This window comes from Pseudomonas tensinigenes (assembly GCF_014268445.2).
In the GTDB taxonomy this organism is placed as follows: Bacteria; Pseudomonadota; Gammaproteobacteria; order Pseudomonadales; family Pseudomonadaceae; genus Aquipseudomonas; species Aquipseudomonas tensinigenes.
Map to the genome: position 1 here is coordinate 3,181,980 of NZ_CP077089.1, position 17,083 is coordinate 3,199,062.

General features: G+C 58.8%; 21 protein-coding genes. 4 read left to right on the plus strand and 17 right to left on the minus strand.

Annotated features, from left to right (window positions below):
- Nucleotides 1-53: 53 nt before the first annotated feature.
- The 10 genes from HU718_RS14030 to HU718_RS14075 form a co-directional block, all read right to left on the minus strand.
- Nucleotides 54-1,031, minus strand: a complete 978-nt coding sequence (locus HU718_RS14030; protein WP_186616357.1) for an alpha/beta fold hydrolase — start codon at nt 1,029-1,031, stop codon at nt 54-56.
- 340 nt (nt 1,032-1,371) lie between these two features.
- On the minus strand, nt 1,372-1,653 hold the full coding sequence (locus HU718_RS14035) for a hypothetical protein (protein WP_150730113.1): 282 nt from the start codon (nt 1,651-1,653) through the stop codon (nt 1,372-1,374).
- Nucleotides 1,654-1,923: 270 nt separating this feature from the next.
- Complete coding sequence (locus HU718_RS14040) at nt 1,924-2,154, minus strand: hypothetical protein (RefSeq protein WP_008082703.1); 231 nt, start codon at nt 2,152-2,154, stop codon at nt 1,924-1,926.
- Between the two features lie 118 nt (nt 2,155-2,272).
- Complete coding sequence (locus HU718_RS14045) at nt 2,273-2,503, minus strand: hypothetical protein (protein ID WP_016984981.1); 231 nt, start codon at nt 2,501-2,503, stop codon at nt 2,273-2,275.
- Nucleotides 2,504-2,699: 196 nt separating this feature from the next.
- Entirely contained in the window at nt 2,700-3,737 is a 1,038-nt protein-coding gene (locus tag HU718_RS14050) for a DNA topoisomerase IB (RefSeq protein ID WP_186616358.1), read from the minus strand.
- A 72-nt stretch (nt 3,738-3,809) separates the two neighbouring features.
- Nucleotides 3,810-4,889: a molybdenum ABC transporter ATP-binding protein gene (modC, locus tag HU718_RS14055; RefSeq protein ID WP_095120944.1), complete on the minus strand. Its 1,080-nt coding sequence runs from the start codon at nt 4,887-4,889 to the stop codon at nt 3,810-3,812.
- 3 nt (nt 4,890-4,892) lie between these two features.
- Nucleotides 4,893-5,573, minus strand: a complete 681-nt coding sequence (gene modB / locus HU718_RS14060; protein ID WP_150730114.1) for a molybdate ABC transporter permease subunit — start codon at nt 5,571-5,573, stop codon at nt 4,893-4,895.
- Complete coding sequence (gene modA / locus HU718_RS14065) at nt 5,574-6,341, minus strand: molybdate ABC transporter substrate-binding protein (protein ID WP_150707099.1); 768 nt, start codon at nt 6,339-6,341, stop codon at nt 5,574-5,576.
- Nucleotides 6,342-6,511: 170 nt separating this feature from the next.
- The gene (locus tag HU718_RS14070) at nt 6,512-7,576 is read right to left on the minus strand and encodes an NAD(P)H-dependent flavin oxidoreductase (RefSeq protein ID WP_095120941.1); all 1,065 of its coding nucleotides are present in this window, start codon (nt 7,574-7,576) and stop codon (nt 6,512-6,514) included.
- 108 nt (nt 7,577-7,684) lie between these two features.
- A complete protein-coding gene (locus tag HU718_RS14075; RefSeq protein WP_186616359.1) occupies nt 7,685-10,129 on the minus strand; it encodes an autotransporter in 2,445 nt (814 codons plus the stop codon).
- A 187-nt stretch (nt 10,130-10,316) separates the two neighbouring features.
- Here HU718_RS14075 and acuI point away from each other — a divergent pair, with 187 nt between their 5' ends.
- The gene (gene acuI / locus HU718_RS14080) at nt 10,317-11,300 is read left to right on the plus strand and encodes an acrylyl-CoA reductase (NADPH) (protein WP_150707101.1); all 984 of its coding nucleotides are present in this window, start codon (nt 10,317-10,319) and stop codon (nt 11,298-11,300) included.
- A gap of 27 nt (nt 11,301-11,327) precedes the next feature.
- On the opposite strand, the gene ada is transcribed toward acuI, so the two are convergent.
- The 5 genes from ada to HU718_RS14105 form a co-directional block, all read right to left on the minus strand.
- Entirely contained in the window at nt 11,328-12,395 is a 1,068-nt protein-coding gene (ada, locus tag HU718_RS14085; RefSeq protein WP_186616360.1) for a bifunctional DNA-binding transcriptional regulator/O6-methylguanine-DNA methyltransferase Ada, read from the minus strand.
- An 87-nt stretch (nt 12,396-12,482) separates the two neighbouring features.
- Nucleotides 12,483-13,148: a DNA oxidative demethylase AlkB gene (alkB, locus tag HU718_RS14090; protein ID WP_150707132.1), complete on the minus strand. Its 666-nt coding sequence runs from the start codon at nt 13,146-13,148 to the stop codon at nt 12,483-12,485.
- 5 nt (nt 13,149-13,153) lie between these two features.
- Entirely contained in the window at nt 13,154-13,864 is a 711-nt protein-coding gene (locus HU718_RS14095; RefSeq protein WP_150707103.1) for a 2OG-Fe(II) oxygenase, read from the minus strand.
- A gap of 93 nt (nt 13,865-13,957) precedes the next feature.
- Nucleotides 13,958-14,134: a hypothetical protein gene (locus tag HU718_RS14100; protein WP_095120937.1), complete on the minus strand. Its 177-nt coding sequence runs from the start codon at nt 14,132-14,134 to the stop codon at nt 13,958-13,960.
- A 28-nt stretch (nt 14,135-14,162) separates the two neighbouring features.
- A complete protein-coding gene (locus tag HU718_RS14105) occupies nt 14,163-14,465 on the minus strand; it encodes a DUF1883 domain-containing protein (RefSeq protein ID WP_007912251.1) in 303 nt (100 codons plus the stop codon).
- 210 nt (nt 14,466-14,675) lie between these two features.
- On the opposite strand from HU718_RS14105, the gene HU718_RS14110 reads away from it, so the two are divergent.
- Nucleotides 14,676-15,032, plus strand: a complete 357-nt coding sequence (locus HU718_RS14110; RefSeq protein WP_095120936.1) for a hypothetical protein — start codon at nt 14,676-14,678, stop codon at nt 15,030-15,032.
- Nucleotides 15,033-15,103: 71 nt separating this feature from the next.
- Nucleotides 15,104-15,334, plus strand: a complete 231-nt coding sequence (locus tag HU718_RS14115; RefSeq protein ID WP_008082673.1) for a hypothetical protein — start codon at nt 15,104-15,106, stop codon at nt 15,332-15,334.
- Between the two features lie 3 nt (nt 15,335-15,337).
- Here the strand turns inward: HU718_RS14115 and HU718_RS14120 are convergent, their stop codons facing one another.
- Nucleotides 15,338-15,625, minus strand: a complete 288-nt coding sequence (locus HU718_RS14120) for a hypothetical protein (RefSeq protein ID WP_102901883.1) — start codon at nt 15,623-15,625, stop codon at nt 15,338-15,340.
- A gap of 137 nt (nt 15,626-15,762) precedes the next feature.
- The gene (locus HU718_RS14125; RefSeq protein WP_090283267.1) at nt 15,763-15,948 is read right to left on the minus strand and encodes a hypothetical protein; all 186 of its coding nucleotides are present in this window, start codon (nt 15,946-15,948) and stop codon (nt 15,763-15,765) included.
- 258 nt (nt 15,949-16,206) lie between these two features.
- Between HU718_RS14125 and galU the strand changes: the two genes are divergently transcribed.
- A complete protein-coding gene (gene galU, locus HU718_RS14130; RefSeq protein WP_053120371.1) occupies nt 16,207-17,046 on the plus strand; it encodes a UTP--glucose-1-phosphate uridylyltransferase GalU in 840 nt (279 codons plus the stop codon).
- The last annotated feature ends 37 nt before the right edge of the window (nt 17,047-17,083 follow it).

Below are 17,083 nucleotides of genomic sequence, written 5' to 3' on the forward strand. Positions count from 1 at the left end.
CAATCGGAGCTTTTTATTGCCATGTGCACGCGCTTTCCGGCTATCGGTCTGTCTCAAGCGTTGATGAACGCCAGCAGGTCCGCATTGATTTGTTCGCCGTGGGTGGTGCACATGCCGTGGGGCAGGCCGGGGTAGGTTTTCAGCGTGCCGTGCCTGAGCAGTTTGATCGACAGCTGAGCCGAGTTGGCGATCGGCACGATCTGGTCATCTTCACCGTGCAGTACCAGGGTCGGCACATCGATAGTTTTCAAGTCATCCGTGAAGTCGGTTTCGGAGAATGCACGAATGCAGTCGTACTGCGCTTTGACCCCTCCGCTCATGCCCTGGCGCCACCAGTTTTCAATGATCGCTTCGCTGACTTTGGCGCCTGGGCGGTTGAACCCATAGAACGGGCCACTTGGGAAATCCCGATAAAACTGCGTGCGATTTTCCGCTACTGCTTTGCGCAAGCCATCGAGCACGTCCAGTGCGATGCTGCCCGGATTGTTCGCGGTGCGCACCATCAGCGGCGGGACAGCACCGATCAATACGGCTTTGGCCACACGACCGCGACCATGACGCGCCACATAACGCGCCACCTCGCCACCGCCGGTGGAGTGGCCGATGTGCACGGCGTTACGGATGTTCAAGTGCGCCATCAACTCGGCAACGTCGGCGGCGTAGGTGTTCATTTCGTTGCCGACAGCGGTCTGCGAAGAGCGGCCATGACCACGTCGATCATGGGCGATGACCCGAAAGCCCTTGTTGAGGAAAAACAGCATTTGCGCATCCCAGTCGTCGCTCGAAAGCGGCCAGCCGTGATGAAAAACGAGCGGCTGGCCGTGCCCCCAGTCCTTGTAGAAAATCTGCGTACCGTCCTTGACGGTGAACAATCCAGAGCCATTGGCACTGCCAGCGCTTCTGCCGCCCGTTGGCGCGGTCGTCTGTGTTGACTGTGCCGCCAGTGCAGGCAACGCCACCGCGAGGGTAGCGGCCATGGCCCCGGTAGTGATCAAGCCTCGACGTGTGGTTCCGCTGGTCTCGTCAGTCATGTGCAACACCCTTTGAATGGTTGAGATAAAGAAGCGACAAGGCGTGAGCCTCGGTCTGGGCAATATTTGGGCAAAGGCCGGAGACTGACCACCAGACATGGGTGTTTGAAACTAATGCTTTGGTATGCCTGCCGGTCATGCGCAGGCATGTGAACGCCACAAGAAAACGTGAGAGTGAACTCCGGGTTCAACCTAAAGAAGGATCTTGGAAAAGCGAGAAGCCTGAAGAAGCTGGGGGCAAAAAGCACCTGCTCAATCAGGCATTGAACAGGTTGAAAAGCTGCAGCGTACAACTGACAAATAAACAAGGGCCGATTAATCGGCCCTTATTCATCCAGGTCTAAACGAATGCCTGTCCAGCAAAGCCGCGAGGCAGCCGTTGCAGGCCGGCCATCTCCGTCAACCGCTCAATCCACTCGGCGCGCCAGTTCGTGGCGTGTGCGGTTTTTGCTTGCCGGGCGTTGCGGCGCGCGGCATTGCGTTGATCTTTTCTCGCCTGTTTGTAGGCTTCGGTATTACGGCAACTGCGGCACTTTACGCGATTGAGCTCTTTGCTTGCTGCCAGTTGGTTGCCTTTATGACCACAGGCCAAATGGCCGCCGACGTTGAAGTGAATGACCATGAACTGTCTCCTTCGTGACGTGTACAAGTTTTGACCGTTCATGGACAGCGCAGTTCTTTGACTGGATCAGCACGCAAAAAAACACCCGCATGCGGGCGGGTGAGAGGGGTTTATCTAAAGGAGTGAATGCACTGTAGGCGCGCCGATGTGATTTTTATGTGAAAAGAAACAACCCGCACAGGAAATATACAAACAGCGCACAAACGACAGCGCGGTGACGCTTGTATCACCGCTCCTGGACCCTCTTTCGATGAACGTTACGCAACCGGTTTACCTGAATCGAGGCAGTGGCCGATCAACAGGTTTGAGCGCCGATAGCGTGTTGCGGATCAGCGGGGCATCCTTTTCGATATCGTTAAGGCGGTCGCGGATGCGCAGGGCGGTCGGGTGCCCGCCTTGGTGGTCGACCCAGTCGGCGATCTCTTTGCAGGCGGCCGCGAGGCGCGCTTGGCGAGCGTCGAGCAGGGTGAGGAGGGTGGTGATGGACTCTTTTTCGGACATGGAACACCTCCGTTCGATGAAACCTGAGCTGCAGCAAAAAGCCCGCGTGTTGCGAGCCTTCTGCCGTGGGGCGCTGCTCCTTCAGCTGGTTTCAGTATAGACCCGCTTATGATCGGCATCAGCCGGACGATTCGCGGACCGCTTTTGGGGAACTGGCTGCGTTGAGGCGTTTGCATTCACGTCGTGCGTCCTCTTCAACGTCGTAGCCATCGCCGATGAAGCCGTTGGTGCGGGTATCGCAGATGCGAAACCAGCTCAAGGCTTCGGCGGGATCATGCTGGCTGTCTCCGGCGCGTCGACCATGAATGATGATCTTGTTGCAACGCTTCACAACGAAAATGTCTTCCATGGCGTCACCGCAGCTGATTCGTGTCAGATCAACTATAGAAGCCCCCGGCAATCGTGCAAAAAATACACAGGTCAACTCGTCGGTTGCCGACGCTATTCTCAGCGCACCGATCAATCCAGAAGTTGGTCAACGGGAACGAATCTTCGACGCTGGTGAGCTGCCGGTCCTGGGCTGTTGCTGGGTGATAAATTGTCGATCAAGGCGCGGTGGTGATGTCGCTCATGCGTTCAAGAAACATTGCCAAAGCCACTTCTTCGGCGCGCAGGCCTTTGCGCACGCGGGGGCGCGGTAATTCGGCGAGGGTGCCGAGCATGAAATTCTCCACTACCGCCGGGTGGATATAGCACTTGCGACACACCGCCGGGGTGTTACCCAACTGCCTGGAGACATTTTTCACCATCTCCACCACATGCCGTTTGGCCTCGGTCTCGGATTCATGCTTGAGTTCGCGCAATACCGCCAACGCCAGGGCGCTACCAGCCCAGGTGCGATAGTCCTTGGCGGTGAAGTCGGCACCGGTCAGGGTTTGCAGGTAGGCGTTGACGTCGGAAGAGCTGACGGTGTGTCGCTCGCCTTGTTCATCCAGATACTGAAACAGGTTCTGCCCGGGAATCTCCAGACAGCGCTTGATAATCCGCGCCAGCCGCCGATCCTTGACGGTGATCTGGTGTTCGATGCCGCTCTTGCCGCGAAACTGAAACAGAATCGCACTGCCGTTGACTTCGACATGCCGGCTGCGCAGGGTGGTCAGGCCGTAGGAGCGGTTGTCGCGGGCGTATTGCGTGTTGCCGACCCGAATCAGCGTGGCGTCGAGCAGGGTGATTACGGTGGCCATGACCTTGTCGCGACTGAAGCCGGGCGCGGCCAACAACGCTTCCAGTTGCTTGCGCAGTTTTGGCAAGGCCAGACCGAACTCGCGCAGCCGCGAATATTTATCGGCATCGCGCACTTCGCGCCAGCGAGCGTGATAACGATATTGCTTGCGGCCACGGGCATCACGGCCGGTGGCTTGCAAATGACCTTGCGGATCGGGGCAGATCCACACATCGATGTAGGCTGGCGGTACCGCGAGAGCATTGATGCGTTTGATTTCGTCGGTGTCGGTGATGCGCTGGCCTGACGGCTCGAAGTAGCAGAACTTGCCGCGCAGTTTCTTGCGGGTGATACCGGGCTGGGTGTCGTCGACGTAATGCAGGTCGGATGGCAGGTCGGCAGTCAGCACGGTGTCGGGCATGGCAGTTTCCTTTAATGGCGCGGCGGTCTGTAAAGCGATTGACCGCACGCCGTTGCCGTGGTGCCGAATGATTTAGGCGAGGACCGCGACCGCTTTGATCTGCGCCCATAAATGCTGGCCCGGATGCACGCCCAATTGGTCTCTGGAGTAGCGCGTGATGCGTGCGACCAATGGAGTACCGCCGGCGTCGAGACGAATCAGCACGTGGGCGGCATTGTCTGCTGATTGCTCGCTGACCACGGTGACCGGCAGTCGATTGAGAATGCTGCTGAACTCGCTGTTCTGCAGGCTCAGGCTGATGTCCCGGGCGTGCACTTTGCAGCGTAGGGGCTGACCCAATGCAATTGGCGCGTGGGTGACGCGAATGCTCATCTCGGTGGCCGGCAATTGCAGGCTCAGTAACTGGTAGTCCGCGTCGTAAGCGCTGACCTGGCCTTCAATGATCACGCCAGCGTCATCGCCCATCGCCATCGGCAGATCCAGACGCGCGAGAGTTTCACCGATCGGGCCGCTGGCCAGCGCCTTACCTTCGCTGAGCAACACCAGATGGTCGGCCAGCCGCGCTACTTCGTCCTGCGCATGACTGACGTACAAGACTGGAATGTCCAACTCGTCATGCAACCGTTGCAGGTACGGCAGGATTTCGCTTTTGCGCTGGCTGTCGAGAGCGGCCAGTGGCTCGTCCATCAACAGCAGTTTCGGGCTTGTCAGCAACGCACGGGCGATACCGACTCTCTGGCGTTCGCCTCCCGACAAATGCTGCGGATGACGTTCGAGCAAATGACCGATACCCAAGAGTTCAGTGGCCTGCGCCATGTCTACCCGACGTTGGGATCTGGCGATACGCTTGAGGCCGAATTGCAGATTGGCCAGCACTGACAGGTGGGGGAACAGGCTGGCTTCTTGAAACACATAGCCGAGCGCACGTTTGTGTGGCGGGACGAAAATGCCGTTGTCGCTGTCCTGCCAGACTTCGTCGTTGATCTGCACGAAGCCATGTTCAGCGCGTTCAAGCCCGGCGATACAGCGCAGGCAGGTGGTTTTGCCCGAGCCGGAATGCCCGTAAAGCGCGGTCACGCCACGGCCGGGCAAGTTCAGGTCGACATCGAGGCCGAAGTCCGCATAGACCCGTTTCAGACGTACAACAATCATTGGTCAGCTCCAACCTGCGCGGGTCTTGCGGCTGGAGTACAGCGCCAGCAACACCAGAAACGAGAACACCAGCATCGCCCCGGCCAGCCAATGAGCCTGTGCGTATTCCATTGCTTCGACGTGGTCGTAGATTTGCACGGAAACCACGCGGGTCTTGTCGGGAATGTTGCCGCCAATCATCAGCACCACGCCGAATTCACCGACGGTATGCGCGAAACCGAGAATCGCCGCAGTGATAAAGCCGGGGCGCGCCAGCGGCACAATCACGCTGAAAAAAGTGTCCCACGGATTGGCACGCAAGGTCGCGGCGACTTCCAGTGGGCGGGTGCCGATCGCCGAGAACGCGTTTTGCAACGGTTGCACCACGAACGGCATGGAATAGATCACCGAACCGATCACCAGGCCCGTGAAACTGAAGGTCAGGGTGCCCAGACCCAGCCATTGGGTGAATTGGCCGAGAAACCCGTGCGGCCCCATCACCAACAATAGATAGAAACCGATCACGGTCGGTGGCAGCACGAGGGGCAGGGCGACAATTGCCCCGATCGGGCCGCGCAACCACGAGCGGGTGCGCGACAACCACAGGGCAATCGGCGTGCCGACAACCAGCAGAATCACGGTGGTCAGGGACGCCAGTTGCAGGGTCAGCCAGATCGCCGCGAAATCGGCACTCGTCAGCGACATTTACAGCTGGTATCCGTAGGACTTGATCACCGCAGCGGCTTTCGGGCCTTTGAGGTATTCAACCAGCGCCTTGGCGGCGGCATTGTCTTTGCCCTTGTTGAGAATGACGGCGTCTTGTTTGATCGGGTCGTGCATGCTGGCAGGGACGATCCATGCCGAACCGCTGCTGACTTTGCCGTCCTTGTAGATCTGCGACAGGGCCACGAAGCCCAGTTCGGCGTTACCGGTCGAGACGAATTGGTAAGCCTGGGTGATGTTCTGACCTTCAACGATCTTGGCTTTGGTCGCCTCGGTCAGTTTGAGTTTTTCCAGCACTTGCGTGGCGGCCAGGCCATAGGGTGCGGCTTTCGGATTGGCGATGGACAGGTGCTGGTACTCGTTCTTTTTCAGCACCTCGCCTTTGTCATCCACATAACCCTCTTTCGCCGACCACAACGCAAGTGTGCCGACGGCGTAGGTGAAGCGCGAGCCCTTGACGGTGTCGCCTTCTTTCTCGAGTTTTTCCGGGGTGGTGTCGTCAGCGGAGAGGAACACTTCGAACGGCGCGCCGTTTTTGATCTGGGTGTAGAACTGGCCGGTGGCGCCGTAGGCTGCAACCAGTTTGTGCCCGGTGTCTTTTTCGAAATCGGCGGCGATGGCCTGGATCGGCGCGGTGAAGTTGGCCGCAACCGCTACCTGAACTTCATCAGCCTGAACAGCGCCGACGGCGAAGACCGCGAGCAAGGAGGCCACGCAGGCAGGGGCAAAACGTGGGGCACGAATGGTCATGTAACAGCTCCGTTATTGGCGAGTGCAGAGCGCAGCTATTGTTGGAAGTGGACTGCGCCCATGCAGGGGGGGTAATTCGCTATATAGCGGAATATATAGCGAAATACCGCCAAACAGGAAGTGTTGGTTGAAACCCGTGTGAGGACGCCTGAATCCTCACACTGCGCAGCTCAATGACCAGTGAGTTTTGCCAGTGCACCTTCAGCCAGTTGCCGGGTCAGTTCAGCGCTACCCATGTCTTTGCCCAGGGTGAATGCCTGACCCGCCCAGAGGTTGGCAAACTCTGCCTCGTTGATTGCTCGCAACGGCATCAGCGCCCCACCGGCCAAGGGAAACGCCGGTGCTTTCGAAGACATCGGCCCCAGCTCACGCATGACGCGGTTGAGAATGCCCCGCGCCGGCCGCCCGGTGAAAATATTGGTGACCGCCGTTTCGCTTTCCTTGGCGGTGCGCAGTGCCTTGTGGTGAGAAGCGCTGACTTTCGCTTCTGGCGTGAACAGGTAGGCAGTGCCAACCTGTGCCGCTGAGGCCCCCAACAGGAACGCTGCCGCCACGCCGCGTGCATCGGCAATAGCCCCGGCGGCAATCACCGGCACTGTCACCGCATCGACTATCTGAGGCACCAAGGCAAACGTGCCGACCTGACTGCTCAGGTCATCACTGAGAAACATGCCGCGATGGCCGCCGGCCTCGTAACCCATGGCGATAATCGCGTCGCAGCCGTGCTGTTCCAGCCAGATCGCTTCATCGACAGTGGTGGCCGAGGAGAGGATTTTTGCTCCGGTTGCCTTGACCCGATCGAGCAGGGATTTCTCTGGCAGACCGAAATGGAAACTCACCACCTGCGGCCGAAATTCTTCCAGCACCTCACAGGCTGCCGCATCGAACGGCGCGCGGTTCGACACCGGCGTCGGCGCAGCGAAATCGGCACCCAGTTCACGGTAATAAGGCTCCAGCAGATGCTTCCAGTCACGTGCTCGTTGCTCATCGGCTGTCGGTGGCTGATGGCAGAAGAAGTTCACGTTGAAGGGCTTGTTGGTGTGCTGGCGAATGGTTTTCAGCTCTTCGCGCAATTGCTCGATGCTCAGCATCGCCGCCGGCATCGACCCCAGACCACCGGCATTGCACACGGCGATGACCATGGACGAATTCGTCGCACCGGCCATCGGGCCCTGGATGATTGGCAGTTCTATGCCGAGCAGATCAAGTATGCGGGTGTCTGGCCATTGGCTCATGAAAGATGTTCTCCGAACGAGGTAGCGGGCAGGGACGGCAGAACCGGTTTTTAACAGCAAAAGCGGATCCGCAGCCAGTTCGAAATTCAGAACAACCCGTGCAGTTTTTCAGCGTCGATGAAGTCCGCCACCACCACCGCCAAACGAGCGATTCATCAATTGTGAGGAGTTGTGAAAGTTGTTGGTGCGCTGGTTGCCGAAGTTGCGTGCGGCGGATTCACGGTTGAGATTCTGCAACTGGGCATTGTTATTGACCGGTGCATTCCGGGTCGCGCCACCCTTGACCATTGGTTGCCAGCCGTTATCGGTTTTTTTGTACACGTTGCCATCGTGACCCGCGTAAACGTTGTCACCCACGCGTGCAGCGCCGCCATTGCGCCCGCGAACGCCACCATACTGTGTGGTGTTGCCAGTGTTGGGGTTGTACACGGCGCCACGATTGGCCGTGACCTGCGTACCGCTGCGCGCATTGCCGGCGGTGACGCGTTCGCCGGCAATGGCGCCACCGTTCGGTCCGACGGCCACGCCGCTGCGCCCAGCCGCGTAATTTCCGGTGTAGACGTTATGCACGGCACCGCGTTGACCGGCAGCCGCGACGCCAGTGCGTGAGTTATAGGAAGAACCAACCTGACCGGCCCAGCGATTGCCGGTCCAGGCGTTGTAGCCAGCGCCATAGCGGCTGACCGTGGCCCGGTCACCCCATTGGTGATAGATGTTGCCGGTAGTGCCCGCCCAGCCACCGGGACCCCAGGCCACCGCGCCACCGCGGTAACCGTAAGCGGCGCCGCCCCAGGCCAACGGCGCTGGGTACAGGTGCGGGCCCCAGGCGTATCCCCAGCCGTAATTGCCCCACCACGGGTAGGCGCCCCAGCCCCAACCCATGGCGACAGTGCTGCCGCCCCAGCTCCAGCCAAAACCGAAACCGAAAGTCCAGCCCGTCCACGGTGTATAGCGAATGGCGACGCCAAACCCATAAGTCACCGGCGGGCCATACCAGACGCTGCCCACCCAGGGTGTGTAGGGATAACCGGTGCCATAGACCACGACGCCCGTGGCCGTATCAAGATTCGAACCCTGATAACCGGGCGTGTAGCCGACGACCACGGTATCGCCGCTGGACTCGTAGACTTTGACGTAGGTGAGGTAGTGCATGGGCGAGCTCGGCGGGATCGAATAGATCACCGCCGGCACGGAACTGGCGACAAGCCAAGGGCCGCTCACGCTGGTGGCGGTGAACCAGATACCGTTTTCCACGGCGTACCAACTGTTGTTGTCGACGCGGATGATGGGCGTTGCGCTGTTGACCACGTATTGCAACGTCGTGCTGTTGATGGCTTTGAGTTGCGGCTCGCCATCGAACTGTGGCGCGGTCATGTTTACCGCGCTTTTCTTGATCGCCGAGGTCTGTGGAATGGTCGCGGCGATAGCCGCTTCTTTGGCTTGCGGTGTGCCGGCTACCGACGCCTTGATGTTTTCTTTCGGGCTGTCGTCGGGGATGTTGGCGAAATCTGCCGGCAGTTTGTCTGCCGGGGTAAACGTCCACGGACCATTCATGTCAGTGGCGCGGAACCAGCGGCCGGAGATCAGCACATAGCTGTTCTGGTCACCGATCTCCTTGAAGATGTGCCCGGTGGTATTGGTGACATACAGCAAGCCTGTGCCTTGAATCGGTGACCACTGCGCTGCGCCATCGGTGACCAGCAATTCGGTGGGAGTGGTGGCGATGAAAATTTTCGGTTGTGGCGGTTTGGCCAGGCTGGGGACCTTGTCTTTCGGGTCGCTTTGCCCGGTCAGCAGATCCACTTGCCGGCTCTGAATGGCGGCCTGTTTGGCTTTCGCCAGATCCGCCGGCGGTGTGGCCAGACGCGTATAGGCGCCATTGAGCTGATCGGCGACCATCCAGCCATCGAAGACGTGCAGGTAATGTTTGCCCTGCGCGTCTTTCAACAACAGCGGGCGAGTGTTGATCACCCGTTGCAGCGCCGTGCCGTCTACCGGCCGGTAGGCCGCGTCGCCATCGATATAGACGAGCAGGGCGGGGACGTCGGAGCTGATGATCGTCGGTGGTGTGTTTTCCAGCGGCGCGCTGTCAGCTTTCTGCTCGGCTGACAGTACGCCGACGGCCGCTTCGAGTTGATCCAGCGAGATGGTTTTCTTGCGGTTCTCGGCGTCTTTCTGCAAAGCCGCAACCCACGTGGTGGCTTGACTGGCATCAGCCGGGAAATCGGCCTTGATGATTTTGTACTGATCCAGCGCGACCCAGCGCGTGGCCTTGTCGACCAGCGTATGCGCACTGAATTGCACAATGCCATAGGTGGATTTGCCATCCGCGCCAGTGGCTTCAACGGCTGCGCGGGCATTGAGGGTGTAGCCGTCCCAACTGTCGAGTTGCGGCTGATATACGGTCAGTTTCGCTTTGCCGCTGCTGATGACTTGTGGCCAGGTCGGCTCGATCGGGGCCTCGGTGGCCTCGGTGGCCGGTGCCGCCGAGGCGCTGCCGAACGCCAGCAGAAAGAGCATCAACAGCACGAAGCACGAGCGCGGGTAAGACATTGTCAGCTCCATCGACAGGCCTATTTCTAAAGGAATAACGGCAAAAGCACGACCGTCGAAAAAGCATAGCCGCCCGCCATGGAAATACCCGGCGGATTCGCCGATTGGCGCAAAGTCGAATGTGGCAGGGTGTTGCGATGTGGTATTTCAAGGCACGACATTTTGAAAACAGTCATGCGAGGCAGTCATGTTCAACGCCATTGTGATCGACAAAGACGACAGCGGTTATCGCGCCAACCTGCAGCAGGTCAACGAAGAGCAATTGCCCGAAGGCGATGTCACCGTGGCCGTCGCGTACAGCACCCTGAACTTCAAGGACGGTCTGGCGATTACCGGCAGCAGCCCGGTGGTGCGCAAATTTCCAATGGTGCCGGGGATCGACCTGGCGGGCACCGTGGAAGCCAGTTCCCACCCCGACTATAAGGTGGGTGATCAGGTGGTGCTGAATGGCTGGGGCGTTGGCGAAAATCACTGGGGAGGTCTGGCGCAGAAGGCGCGGCTCAATGGCGACTGGCTGATTCCCTTACCCAAGGACTTTACCGCGGCGCAAGCCATGGCCATCGGTACGGCCGGTTATACGGCGATGCTGTGCATTCTGGCGCTTGAGCGTAATGGCGTGACGCCAGAGCAGGGTGAAGTCCTGGTGACGGGCGCCAATGGCGGCGTCGGCAGTTTTGCCATCGCCCTGCTGAGCAAGCTTGGTTATCGCGTCGTCGCGTCCACCGGCCGCGTTTCCGAGCATGAATATCTGCAGCAATTGGGCGCCAGTGAAATCATCGACCGCGCCACGTTGTCAGCGCCCGGCAAGCCGCTGGCCAAAGAGCGTTGGGCAGCGGTAATCGATTCGGTCGGCAGTCACACGCTGGCCAATGCTTGCGCGAGCACCCGCTCCGAAGGCACCGTCGCCGCCTGTGGTCTGGCGCAAGGCATGGATTTCCCGGCTTCGGTGGCGCCGTTCATTTTGCGCGGCGTGACCCTGGCCGGCATCAACAGCGTGACCCAGCCCAAGGCCCGCCGCCTGCAAGCGTGGGATCGTCTGGCCAAGGATCTGGATTTCTCCTTGCTGGCCTTGATCAGCCATGAAATCGGCTTGAGTGAAGCCATCGATGCGGCGCCGAAATTGCTCGCCGGGCAACTTCGCGGACGGGTTGTGGTGGACGTCAATCGCTGACAACCGCCGATGGCGCGGGACAGCCTCTCAGGACGCCGTCTCACGCTCCAGCAACTGACGCTTGCGCTCGACACCCCAGCGATAACCGGAAAGATTGCCATCGCTGCGCACCACGCGGTGGCAAGGGATCGCCACCGCCAGGCGGTTGGCTCCGCAAGCCTGGGCCACCGCGCGCATGGACGTCGGTGCGCCGATGCGCTGGGCAATTTCGGCGTAGCTGGCGGTGCTGCCCAACGGAATCTCCCGCAGCGCTTGCCAGACACGTTCCTGAAACGCTGTCCCACGCACGTCCAGTGGCAGGTCCAGGCCAATGGCCGGCGCTTCGATAAAACCCACGACTTTGGCGATCAACTGTTCAAACTCGCTGTCTGCGCCAATCAGGTTGGCTTTACGAAACTGATCCTGCAGGTCGCACACCAGTTGATGCGGGTCGTCACCCAACAGAATCGCGCACACCCCACGCTCGCTTTGCGCCACCAGAATCGCGCCGAGCGAGCATTGGCCGACGGCAAAATGAATGTCGTTGTTCTTTCCGGCAGCGCGATAGTCACCGGGTTTCATCCCCAGCAAGTGATTGGCTGATTCATAGAAACGACTGTTGGAGTTGAAACCTGCTTCATACAGGGCGTCCGTCACTGAACTGCCGTCCGCGAGATGCTCACGCACTCTGCGCGAACGATGGGCCGCCGCGTAGGCTCTGGGTGTGAGGCCGGTGGCGGCTTTGAACACCCGATGAAAGTGAAACGGGCTCAAACCGGCCGTCTCTGCCAGCTCGCTCAGGGCGGGCGGATTCTCGGCCGTTTCGATTTGCCGGCAAGCTGTGGCGACGGTCGCGGCATGCTGCGCGGCGACATCACTTTGATCCTTGCTTGCACGTTTGCTAGGCCGGTACCCCGCTGCTTCGGCCTGTTGGGCGGTGTCGAAAAACTCGACATTTTGCGGTTTCGGCAGGCGTGCCAGGCTGCTCGGGCGGCAGTAGATGCCAGTGGTTTTCACCGCGTAGACAAACTGCCCGTCCGCCTGCGGATCGCGCGCAAGCACGGCGGCCCAGCGAGGATCATGTTCGGTGTTGAGCGGGGTCGAAAGCGTTTTCATGATGAGTGATCCGTTGACCTGTTTGATTCAGGTTAACCAGCCTCGCCTGGCACAACACTCCGGGCCTTGCGGTCAAACTTTTCGAGCTCAGCGAGCAACCCGAAAAGTCAGGTTGATCCGTTGTTCACCCAAGCGTGGATGCTGACCTTGTTTGATCGGCAATACGCCGTGGTAGCGCAATCGGTCAACGCCGCCCCAGACCACCAAGTCACCGTGCAGCAGGGGGATTCGCCGGGTCTTGTCGCTGCGTGCAAAACCACCGAACAGAAACATGGCCGGCAATCCGAGTGACAGGGAAACGATCGGCGCGGCGTAGTCCTTTTCGTCTTTATCCTGATGCAATGACATTTTTGCGCCAGGGACATAGCGATTGATCAGACAGGAATCTGCAGTGAAATCAGAAAAACCAGCTCGCTCGGCAGCCGAATGCGCCAGAGCAGCGAACGATGTTGGCATCTGCGGCCAAGGCTGCCCGCTGAGCGGATCGACAGCCGAATAACGATAGCCGCTGCGATCGGTGATCCAGCCCCAGTCACCGCAACTGCTGGTGCCGACTGACATGCTGAAGCCGCCAGGTGTCACCATGTGACGCAAGGGCGATGCGGCGAGAACGACGTCCAGTGCCGGCAGCAACTGATCGACAATCGGCAGGGCGAAGCCGCGCAAGAGCCAGGATTGCTCGCCAATTTGTTCGGCTCGGGCTTGTTGTTCGGGTTCGTGGTCAGCGAACAGGTCGAATGTTGTTGAAAACATAGCCATCAGGTTGCGTCGTGAAAGATGATGCCTAGGGTATGCCTTTTTCCACTGTGCAGGCGACTGACGCCATGACGCATGGTCACTCGATAGTCGCCGCGCCCGCCTTTGACCGGGCGTTGATTCACGGCAAAAATCAGTGCGTCGCCTTGTTTCAGGTCTTGCACCAATGGACGCGATTGCATGCGCGGGCGTTGTTCGGTGAGCACGAATTCGCCGCCGGTAAAATCCTTGCCCGGTTCTGACAGAAGAATCGCCACTTGCAAGGGAAATACCAATTCGCCGTACAAGTCCTGGTGCAGACAGTTGTAATCCTGCGGGCCGTACTGCAATAGAAGCGGAGTAGGGCGCGTCTGGCCGGCGGCATGGCAGTGTTGTAGGAACTCGCTGTGGGTCTCGGGAAAGCGCTTTGCCAGGTTCATGCGTTCGAACCAGCGGTTTGCCAGCGGCACCAGATGAGGGTAAAGCGCAGTGCGCAGGCGTTCTACGGTTGAGGGAAGCGGATAGCGGAAATACTTGTACTCGCCACGACCGAAACCGTGACGCGCCATGATGACCTGCGAGCGAAACGGTTCGGCTTGCGGATAGAGCGCACTTAAACGCTCGCAGCTTTTTGACGACAGCAGTGAGCGGATAATCGCGCAACCATCGTGATCCATTTGCTGCTCCAGACTTGCCCAGTCGAGCAACTCCAGCCGGGAGGGTGACATTGACATGCTGACGCCTTGACTCATGGTCGAGGCGGTCAGCTTAGGCAGGGCCTTGCGGCAGAACACTCCGCCGCTTGCGGTCGAATTCGTGGTTGCGCCTTACAGTGCTTTGCTGACGCTGATTTCGCTGATCACGTCGTCGCTCTGACCGTGAATCGCGTCCAGAGCAACTTTGGCTTCTTCTTCGGTGCCGTTTTCGAGCTGCGCGAACTCAAAGCGGCGTTCACCGTTGAGTTTGTACTTGATGACGTATTTGGTCGTTTGGGCCACGGTCATGCTTTCCTTTCTGGTTGGATGGCGCGTCTCAGCTGAGTTTGGTGCTGGAGCGACGGATGATCTTGATCGAATGGGTCAGCGTCGGCTTGCGGGTCACGCTGATCGCACGGCGGTTGACGGTGTCGATGGTGATGTTCCAGAAACCGGTGCTCGGCGCGGTGATACGGGCCGGAAACGTGTCGAAGGCGCCGCCGTGATAGGTGTGACGGCCGCCATTCTTGAAGCTGCGGAAGTTGGCGTCGTTCATCAGACGGATGTTGCACATTTGCGAGCATTGGATGACGACGATGTCGTCTTCGTTGAGGTGCTCGCGCTGGTGAATGAATTTCATGGGCGCCTCCAGAAGGGCTTTTTCTACAAAATCAAAACGATAGCTTGTAATTGCGCGCAGTTTATCAGCCTGCACGGGTTATTATCTGGCCGTCGGGCGTTGGTTTGACAATTTTGAACAGATATTCGCGATTGGATGCGAGTTAAATGCAGAAGGCCCCGGAGAAAAACGGCATTTGTGCTGTCGGACGGTCTTTAACGGAGGAATTGTATGAAGTGGGGTGTGGTGTGTCTGCCGTTGGTTCTGGCTGTGGGTGGTTGTGCGAGTGTTTCCGAAATCAATGAAACGCTGCCGACCGTGAGCGTAATCTCCGGCAAGAAACCCCATGAATATGCTCAATGCCTGGCCGAGAAGCTGGCGGACAGCCGCGGCGCGCTGCAAATGCAGCCACACAAGGACGGTGTTCGGGTCATCGTCCCGGGGAAATTTTCCACCGGCGCGGCAGCGGTATTTGATATTGAAGATCGCTCCGGCGGCAGCAGCATCAAGCTGCATGAGCGCATGTCGAATGTGCCAGTGCGTCCGCGTGACGTGCGAAACGCTGCCAATGCATGTATTTCCGGCTGATAGACTGACAGTCATCAGCACCGATGCCGTCGCAGTCATGCTGTGACGGCATTTTCATTTATGGAGCCGCGATGAAGCGAGAGCAAGTACGGGAACGCCACGTAGAGGGGCTGATCTCTGCCACCCACGTCATCCAGAACCCGGCGAATCCGGGAGAATGGATTGTGTTTTTCAAGAAAAGCGCTGGCCGCAGTTATTTCCTGGTGGACGATAACGACGAGGTCGAGTCTTTCAATCGACTCGACGATCTGATCGAGGTGGTGCGCGGACTCGGAATCAAGTTCGCCGAAATTCATATGTAAGGTCTATTTGCAGACCACGACGACGCTGCGGTTTTTGTAGTTGCCGACATCGACGCCGAGGGTTTTGTCGCTTTCTTTGGGCGCAGGCGTGCCGTCAGTGCCAACGATGCGATAGCCAGTGCCCGCGCAAGAGGCATCGGCCTTTTCATAGCAGGTCGCCCAGGAGTTGGCTTCGCCGGAGCAATCGATGGACAGCCCCTGTTCGCCGTTATTCAGGTAGGTAGGTTGGGAGGTGGCGCAGCCGGCCAGAGCCAATACCGCAATCAGGGGCAGCCATTTTTTCAAGGTCATGTTCGTGGTCTTCAGCAAGGGGGACTAGACGCTCTGACAGCGCCGCTGTGAAAAGGTTATAGCGTTTGGCCACTTGTTTGTAGGTGGGCACAAAAAAGCCCTGCTCAAAGGCAGGGCTTGGGGCGTATCGCAGCAGATCAGTCCTGATCTTTGCCGCGGCGCTTGGCCGATGCCGGAGTGTCGGTGAACACTGCCGCTACATCGGTCGCCATTTGTTCGCTGTCGAAAGGCCCGGCGATGTGTTCGCCATTGGTGGTGGTCAGCGTCCACTTGCCGTCTTTCTTGTCGATCACATACCCGTTGACGATTTTTACCGCAGCCATCTATTTGTCTCGTTCGCTGGTTCAAAGGCGCCATGATACCGGCAAATGCTGGCATTGGGGGGCGATGAGCGTATGGTAATCCGGATTGTCGACAGCTTTGAGCTACGCTGATCTGGCTGCGTCAGGATGTCGATGGAACTATCGGCGAGAATATTTCTCTATGTTGGCATCGGTTAGCCAGTGCGGGGCATTGTAAGGTGCACGCCGCCTGATTAGACTGCGCCGAAACTCGTACACACAGCCCTTTCAAGGACTTATATGATCAAGAAATGCTTGTTCCCAGCAGCCGGTTACGGTACTCGCTTCCTGCCAGCGACTAAAGCCATGCCTAAAGAAATGCTGCCGGTGGTAAACAAGCCACTGATCCAGTACGGCGTTGAAGAAGCTCTGGACGCTGGCCTGACGGAAATCTCCATCGTGACCGGTCGTGGCAAGCGTGCTCTGGAAGACCACTTCGACATCAGCTACGAGCTGGAAAACCAGATCAAAGGCACCGACAAAGAGAAATACCTGGTCGGCATCCGCAAACTGCTCGACGAGTGCTCGTTCTCCTACACTCGCCAGACCGAAATGAAAGGTCTGGGCCACGCGATCCTGACCGGTCGCCCGCTGATCGGTGACGAACCGTTCGCCGTGGTCCTGGCGGACGACCTGTGCGTCAACCTCGACGGCGACGGCGTACTGACCCAGATGGTCAAACTGTACAAGCAGTTCCGCTGCTCGATCATCGCCATCCAGGAAGTCGATCCGCAGGAAACCAGCAAGTACGGCGTTATCGCTGGCGAGATGATCCGCGATGACATCTACCGCGTTCACAGCATGGTCGAGAAACCAAAACCGGAAGACGCGCCATCGAACCTGGCCATCATCGGCCGTTACATCCTGACCCCGGACATCTTCGACCTGATCGAACAAACCGAGCCAGGCAAGGGCGGCGAAATCCAGATCACCGACGCCCTGATGAAACAAGCCCAGAACGGCTGCGTCATGGCCTACAAGTTCAAAGGCAAGCGTTTCGACTGCGGTGGCGCTGAAGGCTACATCGAAGCCACCAACTTCTGCTTCGAGAACTTCTACAAGACCGGCAAGGCTTATTAAGAGCGCTTGACCGGTTTGCAATAAAAACCCGCTTCGG